The organism is Microbacterium sp. A8/3-1, from assembly GCF_040267695.1.
GTDB lineage: Bacteria > Actinomycetota > Actinomycetes > Actinomycetales > Microbacteriaceae > Microbacterium > Microbacterium luteolum.
Map to the genome: position 1 here is coordinate 323,997 of NZ_CP158357.1, position 17,636 is coordinate 341,632.

Annotated in this window: 14 protein-coding genes; 9 read left to right on the forward strand and 5 right to left on the reverse strand. The window is 68.5% G+C overall.

Features of this window, described 5'->3' with window-relative positions:
* Positions 1 to 38 precede the first annotated feature (38 nt).
* A complete protein-coding gene (gene lpdA / locus ABS642_RS01650) occupies positions 39 to 1,436 on the reverse strand; it encodes a dihydrolipoyl dehydrogenase (protein WP_350352024.1) in 1,398 nt (465 codons plus the stop codon).
* A 9-nt stretch (positions 1,437 to 1,445) separates the two neighbouring features.
* Positions 1,446 to 2,108, reverse strand: a complete 663-nt coding sequence (locus ABS642_RS01655; protein ID WP_350352025.1) for a copper resistance protein CopC — start codon at positions 2,106 to 2,108, stop codon at positions 1,446 to 1,448.
* A gap of 101 nt (positions 2,109 to 2,209) precedes the next feature.
* Between ABS642_RS01655 and ABS642_RS01660 the strand changes: the two genes are divergently transcribed.
* From ABS642_RS01660 to ABS642_RS01670, 3 genes are all read left to right on the forward strand, one after another.
* Positions 2,210 to 2,695: an FHA domain-containing protein gene (locus ABS642_RS01660; protein WP_282216753.1), complete on the forward strand. Its 486-nt coding sequence runs from the start codon at positions 2,210 to 2,212 to the stop codon at positions 2,693 to 2,695.
* Complete coding sequence (locus tag ABS642_RS01665) at positions 2,695 to 3,372, forward strand: MerR family transcriptional regulator (RefSeq protein WP_350352026.1); 678 nt, start codon at positions 2,695 to 2,697, stop codon at positions 3,370 to 3,372. The genes ABS642_RS01660 and ABS642_RS01665 overlap by 1 nt, the downstream gene beginning before the upstream one ends.
* A 99-nt stretch (positions 3,373 to 3,471) precedes the next feature.
* On the forward strand, positions 3,472 to 4,017 hold the full coding sequence (locus tag ABS642_RS01670; RefSeq protein ID WP_116636800.1) for a MerR family transcriptional regulator: 546 nt from the start codon (positions 3,472 to 3,474) through the stop codon (positions 4,015 to 4,017).
* 57 nt (positions 4,018 to 4,074) lie between these two features.
* Here the strand turns inward: ABS642_RS01670 and ABS642_RS01675 are convergent, their stop codons facing one another.
* Positions 4,075 to 4,743, reverse strand: a complete 669-nt coding sequence (locus ABS642_RS01675) for a FadR/GntR family transcriptional regulator (RefSeq protein ID WP_350352027.1) — start codon at positions 4,741 to 4,743, stop codon at positions 4,075 to 4,077.
* Between the two features lie 188 nt (positions 4,744 to 4,931).
* On the opposite strand from ABS642_RS01675, the gene ABS642_RS01680 reads away from it, so the two are divergent.
* Positions 4,932 to 6,740, forward strand: coding sequence for a 2-isopropylmalate synthase (locus tag ABS642_RS01680; protein ID WP_350352028.1), 1,809 nt, complete (start codon positions 4,932 to 4,934; stop codon positions 6,738 to 6,740).
* Here ABS642_RS01680 and ABS642_RS01685 read toward each other — a convergent pair.
* A complete protein-coding gene (locus tag ABS642_RS01685) occupies positions 6,683 to 7,486 on the reverse strand; it encodes a ParA family protein (protein ID WP_282216757.1) in 804 nt (267 codons plus the stop codon). The genes ABS642_RS01680 and ABS642_RS01685 overlap by 58 nt on opposite strands.
* Before the next feature lie 92 nt (positions 7,487 to 7,578).
* On the opposite strand from ABS642_RS01685, the gene ABS642_RS01690 reads away from it, so the two are divergent.
* The 3 genes from ABS642_RS01690 (at position 7,579) to def (ending at position 13,421) form a co-directional block, all read left to right on the forward strand.
* Positions 7,579 to 10,986, forward strand: a complete 3,408-nt coding sequence (locus ABS642_RS01690; RefSeq protein ID WP_350352029.1) for a pyruvate carboxylase — start codon at positions 7,579 to 7,581, stop codon at positions 10,984 to 10,986.
* A gap of 66 nt (positions 10,987 to 11,052) precedes the next feature.
* The gene (locus tag ABS642_RS01695) at positions 11,053 to 12,930 is read left to right on the forward strand and encodes a MinD/ParA family protein (RefSeq protein ID WP_350352030.1); all 1,878 of its coding nucleotides are present in this window, start codon (positions 11,053 to 11,055) and stop codon (positions 12,928 to 12,930) included.
* Complete coding sequence (gene def, locus ABS642_RS01700; RefSeq protein WP_350352031.1) at positions 12,930 to 13,421, forward strand: peptide deformylase; 492 nt, start codon at positions 12,930 to 12,932, stop codon at positions 13,419 to 13,421. Before ABS642_RS01695 ends, def begins: the two co-directional genes overlap by 1 nt.
* A 108-nt stretch (positions 13,422 to 13,529) precedes the next feature.
* On the opposite strand, the gene ABS642_RS01705 is transcribed toward def, so the two are convergent.
* The gene (locus ABS642_RS01705) at positions 13,530 to 15,362 is read right to left on the reverse strand and encodes a long-chain fatty acid--CoA ligase (protein WP_350352032.1); all 1,833 of its coding nucleotides are present in this window, start codon (positions 15,360 to 15,362) and stop codon (positions 13,530 to 13,532) included.
* A 152-nt stretch (positions 15,363 to 15,514) separates the two neighbouring features.
* Here ABS642_RS01705 and ABS642_RS01710 point away from each other — a divergent pair, with 152 nt between their 5' ends.
* Both ABS642_RS01710 and ABS642_RS01715 read left to right on the forward strand, forming a co-directional pair.
* Positions 15,515 to 16,213 (forward strand): lysophospholipid acyltransferase family protein, encoded by a 699-nt coding sequence (locus ABS642_RS01710; RefSeq protein WP_350352033.1) that lies wholly within the window; start codon positions 15,515 to 15,517, stop codon positions 16,211 to 16,213.
* Positions 16,214 to 16,250: 37 nt separating this feature from the next.
* Positions 16,251 to 17,591: a class II 3-deoxy-7-phosphoheptulonate synthase gene (locus ABS642_RS01715; protein WP_282216763.1), complete on the forward strand. Its 1,341-nt coding sequence runs from the start codon at positions 16,251 to 16,253 to the stop codon at positions 17,589 to 17,591.
* Positions 17,592 to 17,636: the final 45 nt, after the last annotated feature.

Below are 17,636 nucleotides of genomic sequence, written 5' to 3' on the forward strand. Positions count from 1 at the left end.
TTCGACTCGCTTCGCTCGCTCAACCTTGACGCTTCGCGTCAGAAGTTGATCATGTGCCCTGCGAGGCCGTGGAAGCCCTCCTGCAGCGCCTCCGACAGCGTCGGGTGGGTGTGCACGTTGCGGGCCAGCTCGAGCGCGGTGAGGTCCCACTTCTGCGCGAGGGTCAGCTCGGGCAGAAGCTCGGCGACGTCCGGGCCGATCATGTGCGCGCCGATGAGCTCGAGGTGCTCGGCGTCGGCGATGAGCTTGACGAAGCCGACCGGTTCGCCGAGGCCGTGCGCCTTGCCGTTGGCCATGAACGGGAAGCTGACGACCTTGATGTCGCGCCCCTCGTCCTTCGCCTGCTGCTCGGTGAGGCCGAACGAGGCGACCTGGGGGGAGCAGAACGTCGCGCGCGGCATCATGCGGTAGTCGCCGAGCGTCATGGTCTCGGCCTTGCCGATGGTCTCGGCCGCGACGACGCCCTGCGCCTCCGCCACGTGGGCGAGCTGCAGCTTGGCGGTCACGTCGCCGATCGCGTAGATGCCCTCGACGTTCGTGCGCATGTGGTCGTCGATGTCGATCGCGCCGCGCTCGGTGAGCTTCACGCCGGTCGCGTCGAGGCCGAAGCCCTCGGTGTTCGGGGCGAAGCCGACCGACATGAGCACCTTGTCGGCCTCGATCGACGACTGCAGGCCGTCCTTGGCCGTGTAGGTCACGGTGACGGAGGAGCCGTTGTCGACGACCGTCTCGACCTTGGTCGAGGTGAGGATGTCGACGCCGTAGTTCTTGTACTGCTTCGTGATCTCCTTCGACACGTCGGCGTCCTCGTTGGGGAGGGCACGGTCGAGGAACTCGATGATGGTGACCTTCACGCCGTAGTTCGTCATGACGTAGGCGAACTCCATGCCGATGGCGCCGGCGCCCACGATGACGATCGACTTCGGCAGCTCACGGCTCATGATCTGCTCTTCGTACGTCACGACGTTGTCGCTGAGCTCGACGCCCGGAAGCAGCCGGACGCGCGAGCCGGTGGCGATGATGGCGTTGTCGAAGGTGACCTCTTCGGTGGAGCCGTCGGCCTTGGCGACCGAGATCGCCTTCGGGCCCGTGAAGGTGCCGCGGCCGTCGTACTCGGTCACCTTGTTCTTCTTCATCAGGAAGTGGATGCCCTTGACGCGGCCGTCGGCGACGACGCGGCTGCGGTCGAACGCCTTGCCGTAGTCGATCGTGAACTCACCCGAGATGCCGAAGAAGTCGGCCTTGTGGTTCAGCGTGTGCGCGAGCTCCGCGTTCTTGAGAAGCGCCTTGGAGGGGATGCAGCCCACGTTGAGGCAGACACCGCCCCAGTACTTCTCTTCGATGATGGCCGTGGAGAGGCCGAGCTGTGCACTGCGGACAGCGGCGACGTATCCACCAGGACCGGCACCGAGGATGACGACATCGTAATGGGGCATGCGTTAAGCCTATCGCTCCGACGAGGGCCCGGAACCGGGCTCGGCGCCCGGTTCGGCACCGCCGCGGCGGCTGCGAAGCCAGTACCAGACCATCAGCACCGCGATCACCAGGATGCCGGCGATCGACAGGGCGAAGATCCATGCGGTGGCGCCGGATCCGCCGTCCGCATCGGGGGCCTGGGTGGCCGTCGCCTCCGGCGTCGCGGACGCCTCGTCACTGGGTGCTGCGCTGGTCGGCGCGGCGCTGGGCTGCTCGGAGGGGGTGACCTCGGAGCCGGTCGTCACGGTGAAGTAGTACTCGTCGGAGGTCGGATGCCCGTCGCTCGAGACGACCTTCCAGATCACGTGGTACTCGCCGGCGGGGGCGGCCGACACGAGCGGCTGCGTGACGACGGCGCCGTCGACGGTGGCGGGCCCGTCCGTGACCGCGTTGCCCGCGGAGTCCGTGACGACGACCTCGGTGGCGCCCTCGCCGTCGATCAGCTTGGCGCTGAAGGTGAGCGTCAGCTCGGCGGGGAGGGTCTCGATCTGGCTGTCGGCTGCCGGGTCCGACGACACGAGCGCATCGTGCGCGGATGCCGAGAGCGGGGAGGCGAGCACGAGGAACGCGGCGAGAAGCGTCGCGGCCAGGGCGACGGGGACGACGGAGAGGCGCAGGGCGTGGGTCTTCACAGGTCCACCCTAAGGAGACCCGGTATGTGACGGCTGAGTATGCACGCGGCCTCCCGCGAGCCCCTCGGCATCCGTTAGTCTGGACAGCCTAGGAGGGCACAGTGACTGACAGCGACAGCCGACCGGCCGGAGAAGCCGCGATCCACCGCTCTGGTGAGCAGAAACACGACGTGACGCAGACGTTCGGACACGATTCGGACCTGTCGTTCGTGCCGTTCGGCGTGGAGCTCACCGACGTCGAGCAGACTGCGATCGCGGCGCTGCCGTCGGGATCGGCCATTCTGCTGGTCCGCTCGGGCGCCCTCGCCGGTGCCCGATACCTCCTCGACACCGACGTGACCACCGTCGGACGCCACCCCGAGGCGGACATCTTCTTCGACGACGTGACCGTCTCGCGCCGTCATGCGGAGATCACCCGCACCGGCACGACGTTCGAGATCATCGACCAGCGTTCCCTCAACGGAACCTACGTGAACGGCGAGCGCGTCGACCGCAGTGCGCTGGTCGACGGTTCTGAGCTGCGTGTCGGCAAGTTCCGACTGAACTTCTTCGCCTCACCCCACGACCGCCAGGCGGCGAACGCCTGATGGCGGCGACTCCCGCCCGCGAACGCTCTGCGTCCGCGGGCCTGCTGAGTATCGGTCAGGTGCTCGCGCGTCTCACTCCGGAGTTCCCCGATCTGACCTCCAGCAAGCTGCGGTTCCTCGAGGTGCAGGGCATCGTCAGCCCCTCGCGCACCGAGTCCGGGTATCGCAAGTTCTCGACAGCGGACATCGAGCGTCTCCGTCTCGGACTCACCCTGCAGCGGGATCACTACCTGCCGCTGAGCGTGATCCGGGAGCAGTTGGACAGCAGCGCGGGGGAGACCTCGCTCGCGCCGCCGCCCTCGATCACGCCGACGCCCCGTCGTTACCGTCGGGCCGAGCTCCTCGCGGCGGCAGGGGCAGGACCCCAGCTGCTGAACGACGCGATCAGCACCGGCGTCATCACCGCGCAGGAGAACTACCCCGAGGCGACGGTGACGCTTCTGCGCGGACTCGTCGCGCTCGATCGCCACGGCATCGAGCCCCGGCATCTGCGCTCCCTCCGCCAGGGGGCGGAGCGCGAGGTCGCTCTCATCGAATCGGCGATGTCGTCGCTGCTGCGACGGACGGATGCCACGTCGCGCGCGAAGGCCAGCGAACTCGCTCCCGAGCTGGCGGCCAAGATCGACGAAGTGCGCTCGCTCTTCGTCAAGGACGCCCTGTCGCGTGTGCTTTCGTAACGAACTGATTGCGACACACCTTCGACGTCCCACGGATGTCATTGCCGGTGCACGGGCACTGCTCTACCGTGGAGATAACCGTTCCAGGGAGGATTTCAGATGAATGCGGATGAGCTCACAGGCGACCCGCGGTTCGTACCCGAACTCCTCTTCACGGACGGTCTCCCGGCCATGGACGATGAGGTCGGCTACCGCGGTGCCGTCGCCGCTCGTGCCGCCGGCATCACCTACCGTCAGCTGGACTACTGGGCACGCACCGAGCTGGTCGAGCCCACCGTCCGCGGCGCGAGCGGCTCCGGTTCGCAGCGCCTCTACGGGTTCCGCGACATCCTCGTGCTGAAGCTCGTCAAGAGCCTGCTCGACACCGGCATCTCGCTGCAGCAGATCCGCACCGCGGTCGAAGAGCTGCGCCGCGCCGGCATCCGCGATCTCGCCGGCACCACGCTCATGAGCGACGGCGCCTCCGTCTACCTGTGCACGTCGAACGACGAGGTCATCGACCTCGTCAGCCGCGGCCAGGGCGTGTTCGGCATCGCCGTCGGGAAGGTGCTCCGCGAGGTGGAGTCGACGCTCGTCGCATTCGACCCGACCGCACCGGATCCCGTCGACGAGCTCTCGGCACGCCGCTCGAAGCGCTCCGCCTGATCTTTCGACAGGCCTGGGCCCCGCGACCCGTTCGCCCTCCCCGGACCCGCGCCGGCTTCAGCTGAGCTTTCCCTTGAGCACGTCCAGGTGCGCTCGGGTGAGAGCGGACGCCGCTTCGGCATCGCGCGAGGCGATCGCCTCGTAGATGCGCTCGTGGGTGTCGTGGTCGGCTTCGTCGCCGTGGTGGCCGCGGAGCCGCAGCATGTCGGTCATCGCCTGCCGGCTGCGCGGCGCGAAGCCGTCGAACAGCTCGAGCAGCACCGGACTCTGCGCGGCGACGATGATGCCACGGTGAAAGGCGATGTCGCTCTCGACGTGCTCGTCGATGTCTGCGCGGTGTCGCTCTCGTTCGCCCAGCGCTCTGCGGAGGGCTTGGAGCTCGGCTGAGGTGCGGCGTCCGGCGGCGAGGGTGGCGGCTTCGACTTCGATCGCCGTCCGCGCCTCGATGACGGCGACGATGTCCGCACGCTGAAGCACGGCATCCCAGGTCGCGGGGACGTCGGTGGCGGTGACGAAGACACCGGCCCCTTGGCGGGTGGTGAGCACGCCGCGACCCGCGAGGATGCGGATCGCCTCCCGCGCCGTGGAGCGGCCGATGCCGAGCTGCGGCGCGAGCGTCGTCTCACCGGGCAGCTTCCCGCCGATCTCCCACTCCCTCTCCCGGATGCGGGTGAGGAGGAGCTCGGCGGCCTGCTCGGCGAGGGATTCGCGGCGCACGGTCGTCATACGGTCATTCTGGCATCTCTTCGACTGCTCTGCTTGTCTGAGGAGTTGTGGTAGGTTCGACGCATGCTCACCTGCTGGTTCCTTCTTCTTCGCCGCCACGGCGGGGCCTAGCCAGACCGGCTCCCCGACGTGGAGCCGATACGCGTGCCGGTCGATCGAAGATGAACGATCCGGACAGGAACCGCACCATGACCAGCAGCAGCTTCTCGACCCTCTCCACGCCCCTCGGCCCGATCCCGGCGAATGCGCCGGCATGGAATCCGCAGCGGCATTCGCAGATGCCCTCGCATCGCTACCGGGATGTGTACTCGCGTGTCGAGGTCCCGCTCACCGCCCGCGACTGGCCGAGCAACCGGCTGACGCATGCGCCGCTGTGGGTGCCGGTGGATCTGCGTGACGGGAATCAAGCCCTCGCCGAGCCGATGGACGCGGCCCGGAAGCAGCGCTTCTTCGAGCTGATGGTCGCCATGGGCTACAAGGAGATCGAGGTCGGCTACCCGTCCGCCTCGCAGACGGACTACGACTTCGTCCGTCTGGTCGCCGACACGGACATCGCACCACAGGATGTGACGATCGTCGTCTTCACCCCGGCCCGGCGCGACCTGATCCAGCGCACGGTGGAGTCCATCCGCGGTATCCGCAACCCGGTCGTGATCCACATGTACACCGCCACCGCGCCGATGTGGCGGGACGTCGTCCTCGGCCAGGACCGAGAGGGCCTGAAGGAGCTGATCCTCGCCGGGGGTCGCGACGTGCTCGAGTTCGCCGGACACCTGCCGAACGTGCGGTTCGAGTTCAGTCCGGAGGTGTTCAACCTCACCGAGCCCGACTTCGCCCTCGAGGTCTGCGACGCCATGACCGAGCTGTGGGATGCGACCCCGGAGCGGCCGGTCATCCTCAATCTGCCGGCCACCGTCGAGATCGCCACGCCGAACGTGTACGCCGATCAGATCGAGTACATGCACAGGAACCTCGCCCGCCGCGACGCCGTGATCCTCTCCGTGCACCCGCACAACGACCGCGGGACCGGCATCGCCTGCGCCGAGCTTGCCGTACTCGCCGGTGCGCAGCGCGTCGAGGGGTGCATCTTCGGCAACGGGGAGCGCACCGGAAACGTCGATCTCGCCACCCTCGCGTTGAACGTGCACGCCCAGGGCATCGACCCGATGATCGACTTCTCCGACATCGACGAGATCCGCCGCACCGTGGAGCACTGCAACCGCATCGAGGTCCCTCCACGCCATCCCTACGTCGGCGACCTCGTGCACACGGCCTTCTCCGGCACGCATCAGGACGCGATCAGGAAGGGCTTCGCCGAGCACCGCTCACGCGCCGCTGCGGAAGACCGGCCGGAGCAGGAGATCGAGTGGAAGGTGCCGTATCTGCCGATCGACCCCGCTGACATCGGACGCAGCTATGACGCCGTCATCCGCGTCAACTCCCAGTCAGGAAAGGGCGGCATGGCCTACCTGCTGGAGACCGAGTACGGCATCGAGCTGCCGCGACGCCTGCAGATCGACTTCGCCCGCCACGTCCAGCAGTACACGGATGAGACCGGCAGCGAGGTCACGGCCGTCGAGCTCTGGGACATCTTCCACGCCGCCTACCTCGCTGCACCGGCTCCGTCTTCCGTCGACCTCGTCGAATACGACACGACGGCGCAGGGAACGTCGATCACCCTCCGCTCGAACGGCGGCCAGAGCACGACCAGGCATGACGGCGTCGGACCTGTCGAAGCGCTCACCGCCGCACTCGCCCGCATCGGATTCGTGGTCGACATCCTGAGCTTCCATCAGACGAGCACCGGTGTCGGGCAGGACAGCGAGGCGATCACGCTGATCGAGTATCGTGCCGGTCAGCGCAGCGGATGGGTCGCGGGGAAGGACCGCTCCGTGCTCACCGCGTCGCTCACGGCCGTGATGAACGCGGCAGCGGAGGGTCAGACGTTCTCAGGAAGTGCGATGCGTCCGGTGCGGATGATCCGGTCGAGCAGCTGATCGAAGTCGGCGGCGAGCTCCTGCGCCGAGTCTCCGGGCCAGATGTGCAGGGGCTTCGCCGCACCCTGTGCCTGCTGCAGCGACGTGCGCTCCGGCAGCTGGGGGGCGAGCACGAGCGGGCCGAACATGTCGCGGAGCTCCTTGATGCGGAACTGGTGCTCGATGGACTGCGGGCGCACACGGTTCACGACGATGCCGAGCGGCTGGAGCCGGGGGGAGAGGCCGCGGCGGATCTCCTCGATCGCGCGGAGGGCGCGGTCTGCGGCGGCGACCGAGAACAGGCCGGGCTCGGTGACCACCATGACGCGGTCGCTGGCAGCCCACGCCGTGCGCGTGAGGGCGTTCAGCGACGGCGCGCAGTCGATGAGCACGAGGTCGTAGTCCGCCTCGACGGAGGCGAGGGCCTCTTCGAGCTTCCAGACGTCGCGGACGCTCGGGTGCGGCCCGTCGAAGTTGATGGCGGAAGGGCTTCCGATGAGCACGTCGATCGTGCCGGGGTGCACCTTCGCCCAGCCGCTGGAGGTGATCGCCTGACGGACGACCTTCTCCTTCGGGTTCGCCAGGACATCGGCGATGTTGAGTCGCCCGGCGACCTGGATGTCCATCCCGGTGGAGACGTCGGACTGCGGATCGAGGTCGACGACGAGAGTCCGGACGCCTCGTGCGAAAGCCGCTGAGGCCAGCCCGAGTGTCACGGTCGTCTTGCCGACGCCCCCCTTGAGAGAGCTGACGCTGAGTACGTGCACGGAGACCACGTTACCTTCCCCTAGGCTGAGGGGACACTCAGCCCCGCCCCTGCACGCCGAAAACGCCGTGCATCGAGCTCTCAGAGGTGTGCATGTTCCAGAAGATCCTTGTGGCCAACCGCGGCGAGATCGCGATCCGGGCCTTCCGAGCGGCGTACGAGGTGGGGGCGCGCACCGTCGCGGTCTTCCCGCATGAGGACCGCGGATCCGTCCACCGGCTCAAGGCTGACGAAGCTTACGAGATCGGCGAACGCGGTCACCCCGTCCGTGCGTACCTGAACGTCGACGAGATCATCCGCGTCGCCCTGGAGGCGGGCGCGGATGCGATCTACCCGGGCTACGGCTTCCTCTCGGAGAACCCGGAACTCGCGGAGAAGGCCGCGGCCAACGGCATCGTCTTCATCGGGCCCCCGGCCAAGGTGCTCGAGATGGCGGGCAACAAGGTCGAGGCGAAGCGTCACGCGATCGAGGCCGGCGTGCCGGTGCTGCGTTCGACCGAGGCGTCCGACGACGTCGAGGCGCTCGTCGCCCAGGCCGAGGACATCGGCTTCCCGCTCTTCGCCAAGGCGGTGGCCGGCGGCGGCGGACGCGGCATGCGCCGCGTCGAGACGGCAGGCGACCTCGCACCGGCTCTGGCCGAGGCGATGCGTGAGGCGGCCAGCGCCTTCGGCGACGCGCGGATGTTCCTGGAGCAGGCGGTGGTGCGCCCCCGGCACATCGAGGTGCAGATCCTCGCCGACAAGACCGGCGAGACCGTGCACCTGTTCGAACGCGACTGCTCGGTGCAGCGGCGCCACCAGAAGGTCGTCGAGATCGCTCCTGCGCCGAACCTGGACGACGGCATCCGCACAGCCCTCCACGGCTACGCGGTCGCGTTCGCCCGCTCGATCGGCTACGAGAACGCCGGCACCGTGGAATTCCTGCTGGAGACGGCGGGGGAGCGCACCGGCGAGGTCGTCTTCATCGAGATGAACCCGCGCATCCAGGTCGAGCACACCGTGACCGAGGAGGTCACCGACGTCGACCTCGTGCAGAGCCAGATGCGGATCGCCGCAGGTCAGACTCTCGCGGAGCTGGGACTGCAGCAGCAGAACCTGCAGCTGCGCGGCGCCGCCCTGCAGTGCCGCATCACCACGGAGGACCCCACCCAGGGCTTCCGCCCCGACACCGGCAAGATCACGACGTACCGCTCGCCCGGCGGCGCCGGCATCCGCCTCGACGGTGGCACGGTGCATCAGGGAGCGCAGATCAGCCCCCACTTCGACTCGATGCTGGCGAAGCTGACCTGCCGCGGTCGCGACTTCCCGGCTGCGGTCGCCCGCGCCCGGCGCGCCCTGGCGGAGTTCCGCATCCGCGGCGTCTCGACGAACATCCCCTTCCTGCAGGCTCTGCTCGACGACGACGCCTTCATCGCCGGAGACGTCAGCACCTCCTTCATCGACGAGCGCCCCGAGCTGCTGCGCGGTCGCGCCTCGAAGGACCGCGGCACGCGGCTGCTGAACTGGCTGGTCGACGTCACCGTCAACAAGCCCCACGGCGCGCACCCCGGCGTCGTCGACCCCGTCTCGAAGCTCCCTGCCGTCGACCTCTCCGCCGAGCCGGTGGCAGGCTCGCGTCAGCGCCTGCTCGAGCTCGGTCCCGAGGGCTTCGCGCGGAGCCTGCGTGAGCAGACCGCGCTGGCGATCACCGACACCACCTTCCGTGATGCCCACCAGTCTCTGCTGGCCACGCGTGTCCGCACGAAGGACCTCGTCGCGGCGGCTCCGTACCTGGCGAGACTGACTCCGGAACTGCTGTCCGTCGAGGCCTGGGGCGGGGCGACCTACGACGTCGCGCTCCGCTTCCTCGGGGAGGACCCGTGGGAGCGTCTCGACAAGCTCCGTGCCGCGCTGCCGAATGTCGCGATCCAGATGCTGCTGCGCGGACGCAACACGGTCGGCTACACGCCGTACCCGACGGCGGTCACCGAGGCTTTCGTCGCCGAGGCGGCGGCGAGTGGCGTCGACATCTTCCGGATCTTCGACGCCCTCAACGACGTGGAGCAGATGCGCCCCGCGATCGAAGCAGTGCGGAACACCGGCACGGCGGTCGCCGAGGTGGCGCTCTGCTACACCGGAGACCTGCTCGACCCGGCCGAGAACCTCTACACGCTCGACTACTACCTCGGGCTCGCCGACCAGATCGTGGCCGCCGGCGCGCACATCATCGCGATCAAGGACATGGCGGGGCTCCTCCGGCCTGCGGCCGCGGCGAAGCTCGTCGCTGCGCTGCGTGAGCGCTTCGACCTCCCGGTGCACCTGCACACGCATGACACGCCGGGTGGCCAGCTCGCGACGCTGCTCGCGGCGAGTGCCGTCGGAGTGGATGCCGTGGATGCCGCGTCGGCACCGTTGTCGGGCACCACGAGCCAGCCGTCGCTGTCGTCGCTCGTCGCCGCGCTCGCGCACACCGATCGCGACAGCGGCATCGCGCTCGACGCGGTGTCCGATCTCGAGCCGTACTGGGAGGCGGTCCGCCGGCAGTACGCGCCGTTCGAGTCGGGGCTTCCCGGACCCACGGGGCGCGTCTACCACCATGAGATTCCCGGCGGTCAGCTGTCGAACCTCCGGCAGCAGGCGAAGGCTCTGGGCCTCGCGAACGACTTCGAGCTCATCGAGGACATGTACGCCGCCGCCGACCGCATCCTCGGTCGTGTGCCGAAGGTGACGCCTTCGTCGAAGGTCGTCGGCGACCTCGCGCTGCATCTGGCCGCCGTGAAGGCCGATCCTGCGGACTTCGAGGCCAACCCGGAGAAGTACGACGTGCCGGACTCGGTCGTCGGCTTCATGGCGGGCGAACTCGGCGATCTTCCGGGTGGATGGCCGGAGCCGTTCCGAACGAAGGTCCTCGCCGGGCGCTCCGTGCGCCTCGGACTCACGGAGATCTCTGCGGACGACGAGGCGGCGCTCGCGGGAACCAGTGCGGAGCGCCGCGCGCGGCTCAACGCGCTCCTGTTCCCGGCGCCGACCAAGGAGTACCTGGAACGGCGCGAGCTCTTCGGCGACCTCTCCGTGCTCGACACGAGCGACTACCTCTTCGGTCTCGTGCAGGGCCAGGAGCACCGCATCGAGATCGATCGCGGTGTGCAGCTCTTCATCGGGCTCGAGGCCATCGGCGACGCCGACGACAAGGGCATGCGCACGGTGATGACGACCCTCAACGGGCAGCTCCGGCCGGTCTTCGTGCGCGACAGATCCGTTGCGGTGGATGCGCACCAGGTCGAGAAGGCGGACACCTCCGTTCCCGGCCAGGTCGCCGCACCCTTCTCGGGTGTCGTGACGCTGAAGGCCGAGGTCGGCTCCGCCGTCCGGGCGGGTGATCCGATCGCATCGATCGAGGCGATGAAGATGGAAGCCGCCATCACCGCGCCCGTCGACGGAGTGATCGAGCGCCACGCGATCGGCGAGACGCAGCAGGTCGATGCCGGAGATCTTTTGGTCGTCATCCGTCCCGCGCACTAATCTTGTGCGGGCGAGGGCCGCGCACTGTGTGCGCACCCGAGGCCCGCGCAGGCTTGGAGTGACATCGTGACCCCGAAGAACAGCAAAGACCCTGAAGAGAACCCGCTGGGGGTGCTCGATGACGCCGCGTCCGTGGACACGGCCGTCATCGGCATCCTCGGCGGGACAGCCCAGGTGAGCGTGACGTTGCCGAAGGACGATGACGACGATCTCGATGACGAGGGCGTCGTCGACGGAGAGGTCGTCGGCGACCTGGTCATCGATGACCTGGCCGTCGTGGCGGCCCCCCAGCTCGCACCTGCACCGAAGGCCGTCTCCGCACCCGTGACACCGGCCGTGCTGAAGTCTCCGTCCCCGGCGGTCGACGAGGCCGCCAAGGCGGACCCGTCACCGAAGGACGTTCCCGGCATCTTCATCGGACCCATCGTCATCGACGAGCCCGTGGCCGTCGCGCCTGCGGGGGAGACGGTCTCGCCCGAGGAGATCGTCCACGAGGCCGAGCTGGAGCCGATCGAGGACGAGCCGATCGACGACGAGCCGATCGACGACGAGCCCGAGTCGGCGACGATCATCGATGAGCCTGAGCCTGAGCCTGAGCCTGAGCCTGAGCCTGAGCCTGAGCCTGAGCCTGAGCCTGAGCCTGAGCCGGAGCCGGAGCCGGAGCCGGAGCCGGAGCCGGAGCCGGAGCCGGAGCCGGAGCCGGAACCTGAACCGGAACCGGAACCGGAACCCGAGCCGGCCCCCGTCGCGGACGGGCCGGATCCCGCCCCGACGCACGCCGAAGAGGCTGCCGTCGCCGCCCGATTCCTGGCGAGGGCGACCGCCGATTCCGATGCGGCTCCGGTCGCAGCCGCCGCCGCGGGAATCCCCGCCGTGAAGGAGAGCGCAGCCGTGTCCAGTCCCGACGAGAAGTCCGTCGTTCCGCAGCCCACGCGCGCGGCCGCCCGAGCGGACGTGACGCTGACCTCGAAGCGCCTGGACGACCTGGGTGATTCCTCGAGAGAGTCCGCTGATCTGCTCACCGCCGATCGCCTGCTCGACCCGCATCGCATCACCAAGCCCGAGCCCGAGGGGGCGTGGAGCCACTTCCTTTACACCGTGTCCGGACGTCGCATCAACATCGGCGACGGCCGGAGGGCTCGCGAGCGGAAGGCGCTCAGCGCTCGTATCGCCGCACCTCTCACCGGGGGCGCGCGGTTCGTTCCGGTGCTGTCCCGCAAGGGCGGCGTCGGCAAGACGACGATCACCGCCCTTCTCGGCATGGCGTTGGCCGACGCGCGCGACGACCGTGTGATCGCCGTCGATGCCAATCCCGATCGCGGGACTCTGGCCGAGCGCATCGTCCGGCCGGCCCACAACAAGTCGGTGCGCGACCTCGTCCGGATCCACGAAGACGTCCGGGGGTACCACGACATCTCGGCCATCGTGGCGCGCGATGCCACGCGCCTCGACGTGCTCGCCTCCGACTCCGACCCGCGCATCGCCGAGGCTTTCAGCGACAGCGACTACCGGGATGTCGCCGGCGTGGCGGCGCACTACTACTCGCTGGTGCTGACCGACACCGGGACGGGCATCGTGCACTCCGTGATGTCGGCGACACTCGATCTCGCCGATCAGATCGTCATCGTGTCGGGGCTGAGCGTCGATGAGGCACGGCTCGCCTCGGAGACCCTCACCTGGCTCGAGACGAACGGCTACGCGGAGCAGGCGCGCGAGGCGATCGTGGTGCTGAACCAGTCGACGCCTGGCGCGCCCCTCGTGCGGTTGAACGAGCTGCACAGCCACTTCGCCACCCGTGCCAAGAGCGTGGTCCGGATGCCGTACGACCCGCAGATCGCCGGGGGAGGGACCATCGTGTTCGCCAACCTCCTGCCCGAGACACGGGTCGCCGCGCGCCGACTCGCCGCACTCCTGGTCGAGGACCTGCGGGCGAAGGGCGCCTGATGGCCGTCCGTGACATCCGCATCTTCGGCGACCCCGTCCTTCGCACCGTGTGCGCCCCGATCGAGGACATCGACGAGGGCGTGCGCGCACTGGTGGCCGACCTCGTCGAGACGGTCGAGCTGCCCGGACGAGCGGGTGTGGCCGCTCCGCAGATCGGCGTGGCGCTGCGCGCCTTCAGCTACAACATCGACGGCGACATCGGGTACGTGCTCAACCCCGTGCTCACCGAGGTGCGTGGCGAGCCCGAACCGACCGGTGAGGGCTGCCTCTCGGTCCCCGGGCTCTGGCACGATGCGCAGCGGCACCCGTGGGCGCGCGTCGAGGGGATCGACCTCGACGGGAACCCCGTGGTGCTCGAGGGCGACGGCCTCCTCGCACAGGCGCTCCAGCACGAGACGGATCACCTCGACGGCAAGCTGTTCCTGTCGCGGCTCGACCCGGAGACCCGCAAGCAGGCGATGCGCGAGGTGCGCGAGAGCGCCTGGTTCTGACGCTCGCATTCGGGGATCGCCGAGCGGCCCCTTTCTGATCGAACGGCCCCCTTGCGCACGTGCGCAAGGGGGCCGTTCGTATCGAAGGGGGTGGCTCGACCCGCGGCGTCAGCCGCCGATCGCCACGTTGGTCGTCGAGACCGGCTCGTCGTAGATCGCGGAGATCTCGTCGGCGAAATCGCTCATGATGACGTTGCGCTTGATCGAGAGCTTCGGCGTCAGGTGGCCCGAGGCCTCGGTCCATTCCGAATCGAGGATCGTGAACTTGCGGATCGACTCGGCGCGCGACACGCGCGCGTTCGCACCGTCGACGGCGCGCTGGACCTCGGCGCGGACCGCATCGTTCCGGGAGGCGTCCACGAGCGACATCTTGGCGTCGAGTCCGTTGTTCGCCAGCCACGTCGGCAGCATCTCGGGGTCGAGGGTGACCAATGCCGAGATGAACGGACGCTGGTCGCCGACGACGACGACCTGGCCGATGATCGGATTCGCGCGGATCGGGTCCTCGAGCGCGGCAGGAGCGACGTTCTTGCCTCCGGCCGTGACGATGATCTCCTTCTTGCGACCGGTGATCGTGAGGAAGCCCTCGGAGTCGAAGCTGCCGATGTCGCCGGTACGGAACCAGCCGCCCTCGCTGAACGCCTCGGCCGTGGCCTCGGGGTTGTTCCAGTACTCCTTGAAGACGTTGATGCCGCGGACCTCGATCTCGCCATCCTCGCCGAGACGTACGCCGACGCCCGGGAGGGCCGGGCCGACCGTGCCGATCTTCGACTTGTCGGCCAGGTTGACGGTGGCGGGTGCGGTCGTCTCAGTCAGGCCATAGCCCTCGAGGATCACGACGCCGAGGCTGTGGAAGAAGTGGCCGAGGCGCGGGCCCAGGGGAGCGGAACCCGACACGGCGTAGACCACGTTCCCGCCCATCGCCGTGCGCAGCTTGCTGTACACGAGCTTGTTGAACAGCGCGAACTTGAGCTTCATCCCGAAGGGGATCTTCTTGCCCTCCTCGAGCAGCTTCGAGTGCTCGATGGCGACGTCGGCGGCTGCGCGGAAGATCTTGCCCTTGCCGCCGGCCTCGGCCTTCTGCTCGGCGGAGTTGTAGACCTTCTCGAACACGCGCGGGACGGCGAGGAGGAAGGTCGGCTTGAACGAGCCGAGCGCCGGGAGCAGCTGGCGGGTGTCGGGCTGGTGGCCCGTGCGCACGCCGGCGTGAATGTCGAGGATCGAGATGAACCGCGCGAAGACGTGGGCCGTCGTGATGAACAGGAGGGTCGAGGCGCCCGGCGTCTGCACGACCGCGTCGAGTGCCTTCGCGGAGTTGCGGGTGAGCTCGACGAAGTTGCTGTGCGTGAGCACGCAGCCCTTCGGGCGTCCGGTCGAGCCCGAGGTGTAGATGAGGGTGGCGATGTCGGACCCGACGGCCAGGTTGCGGCGACGCTCGATCTCGTCATCCGTGATCGACGAGCCCTGGGCGGTCAGCGTGTCGATCGCGCCGAGGTGCAGCTGCCAGACCTCGCGGATCAGCGGGAGGTCCCCGCGGACCTCGTCGACGCGGGCGAAGTGCTCGGGCGACTCGACGACGAGGGCGATCGCTCCGGAGTCCTCGAGGATCCACTGGATCTGGGAGGGGGAGCTGGTCTCGTAGATCGGGACCATCACGGCGCCGGCGTAGAAGAGCGCGAAGTCGACGAGCGTCCACTCGTACGTCGTGCGTGCGAGGAAGCCGACCTTCTCGCCCGGCTGGATTCCGGCCGCGGCGAATCCCTTCGCCAGGGCGATCACGGCCGTCTGGAAGTCGGCGGCGGAGATGTCGCGCCAGCCTTCGCCCTCGGGCACCGAGAACAGCGCACGGTCGGGCGTGGCCTGGACGCGCTTGAACAAGAGGTCCGAGACGTTTGCGTCGGGGTCGGCGGGGACGATCGCGGGGACTTCAAACTGGACCACGGCAGCTCCTTCGGTACCGGTCGGGCACGTGTGTGGTCTTGAGTCTAGGGCATGACACCCCGTCGCACGTCTCGTGGAACTGAGTCGCGATCGCGGCACCCGACCGAAGAACACCGAAGCGGATGCCGGACGCGGCGCTAGACTTCACCTCGATGTTCTACTGGCTGATGAAGTACGTCGTGATCGGCCCCGTGGTCAAGGCGATATTCCGCCCCTGGATCGTGGGCCGCAAGAACGTGCCCGCGAACGGCGCGGCGATCCTCGCCAGCAACCACCTCTCCTTCGCGGATTCCATCTTCCTGCCGCTGGTCATCGATCGTCCGATGTCGTTCCTCGCGAAGAGCGACTACTTCACCGGTCGCGGCCTGAAGGGCTTCGCGACGAAGTTCTTCATGAAGGCCACGGGTCAGATCCCGATCGACCGGTCAGGGGGCAAGGCTTCTGAGGCCTCTCTGAACACCGGGCTGCAGGTGCTCGGCGGCGGAGACCTGCTCGGCATCTACCCCGAGGGAACGCGCAGCCCCGACGGAAAGCTCTACCGCGGGCGCACCGGCATCGCCAGGATGGCGCTCGAGGCCAAGGTCCCCGTCGTCCCGGTCATCATGGTCGACACCGACACGGCCATGCCGATCGGACAGCGGCTGCCTCGCATCATGCGCGTCGGCATCGTCATCGGCGAACCGCTCGACTTCTCCCGCTACGCCGGAATGGAGAACGACCGGTACATCCTGCGCTCCGTCACCGACGAGATCATGGTGGCCCTGCACCGCCTCGGCCAGCAGGAGTACGAGGATGTCTACGCGTCGACCGTGAAGGACCGGCTTCCCTCCCGCGTCACACAGGGCTCGTAGAGCGTCTCGGGTGCACGCCGACCACTAGGCTTGAGGCATGCTCCCGCACCACATCGACGCCCTTGATGCATGGCGCTCGCTTCCCATCAAGCAGCAGCCGCAGTGGCCCGACGCGGACCGCGTCGCCGACGTCTCCCGACAGATCGCGGCTCTCCCGCCGCTGGTCTTCGCAGGTGAGGTCGACAACCTCCGCGATCGCCTCGCGCGCGCAGCATCCGGGAAGGCGTTCCTGCTCCAGGGCGGCGACTGCGCCGAGACCTTCGCCGGCGCGACCGCCGAGCAGATCCGCAACCGCATCAAGACGGTGCTGCAGATGGCCGTCGTGCTCACGTACGGCGCCTCGATGCCCATCGTCAAGATGGGGCGCATGGCGGGGCAGTTCGCCAAGCCGCGCTCCAGCGACTCCGAGACCCGTGGCGACGTCACTCTTCCCGCGTACCGCGGCGACATCGTCAACGGCTACGACTTCACCGAGGGCTCCCGCCTGGCCGATCCCGGTCGGCTGCTGCAGGGATACCACACGGCGGTCTCCACGCTGAACCTCATCCGCGCCTTCACGCAGGGTGGTTTCGCCGACCTCCGCGAGGTGCACTCGTGGAACAAGGGCTTCGCGCAGAACCCTGCCAACCAGCGCTACGAGCGCATGGCTGCCGAGATCGACCGCGCCATCAAGTTCATGGAGGCGGCCGGCGCCGACTTCGACGAACTGAAGCGCGTCGAGTTCTTCACCGGCCACGAGGGCCTGCTGATGGACTACGAGCGGCCGATGACGCGCATCGACTCCCGCACGGACACGCCGTACAACACCTCGGCGCACTTCCTGTGGATCGGTGAGCGCACGCGCGATCTCGACGGCGCGCACGTCGACTACTTCTCGAAGATCCGCAATCCCATCGGTGTGAAGCTCGGCCCGACGACCTCGCCGGACACCGCCCTTGCGCTGATCGACAAGCTCGACCCCGAGCGCGAGCCCGGCCGCCTGACGTTCATCACGCGGATGGGCGCGGGCAAGATCCGCGACGCGCTTCCGCCGCTGCTGGAGGCCGTTCGCGACTCCGGCGCGCAACCGCTGTGGGTGACCGACCCGATGCACGGCAACGGCATCACGACGCCGACCGGCTACAAGACGCGTCGCTTCGACGACGTGGTCGACGAGGTACGCGGCTTCTTCGAGGCGCACCGCGCTGTCGGCACGTTCCCTGGCGGCATCCACGTGGAGCTCACCGGAGACGATGTCACCGAATGCCTCGGAGGTTCCGAGCAGATCGACGAGGCGGCACTCGCCACACGTTACGAGAGCCTGTGCGACCCGCGTCTGAACCACATGCAGTCGCTCGAGCTCGCGTTCCTCGTCGCCGAGGAGCTCGAGAAGCGCTGAGCACGCGCTGATCCCTCGAACGCGAACGAGAGAACCCGCCCCCCC

Coding starts and splice junctions, on each gene's coding strand:
- lpdA (WP_350352024.1), bottom strand. CDS start 1,436: ATGCCCCATTACGATGTCGTCATCCTCGGTGCCGGTCCTGGTGGATAC.
- ABS642_RS01665 (WP_350352026.1), top strand. CDS start 2,695: ATGGCGGCGACTCCCGCCCGCGAACGCTCTGCGTCCGCGGGCCTGCTG.
- ABS642_RS01670 (WP_116636800.1), top strand. CDS start 3,472: ATGAATGCGGATGAGCTCACAGGCGACCCGCGGTTCGTACCCGAACTC.
- ABS642_RS01675 (WP_350352027.1), bottom strand. CDS start 4,743: ATGACGACCGTGCGCCGCGAATCCCTCGCCGAGCAGGCCGCCGAGCTC.
- ABS642_RS01680 (WP_350352028.1), top strand. CDS start 4,932: ATGACCAGCAGCAGCTTCTCGACCCTCTCCACGCCCCTCGGCCCGATC.
- ABS642_RS01690 (WP_350352029.1), top strand. CDS start 7,579: ATGTTCCAGAAGATCCTTGTGGCCAACCGCGGCGAGATCGCGATCCGG.
- def (WP_350352031.1), top strand. CDS start 12,930: ATGGCCGTCCGTGACATCCGCATCTTCGGCGACCCCGTCCTTCGCACC.
- ABS642_RS01710 (WP_350352033.1), top strand. CDS start 15,515: ATGTTCTACTGGCTGATGAAGTACGTCGTGATCGGCCCCGTGGTCAAG.
- ABS642_RS01715 (WP_282216763.1), top strand. CDS start 16,251: ATGCTCCCGCACCACATCGACGCCCTTGATGCATGGCGCTCGCTTCCC.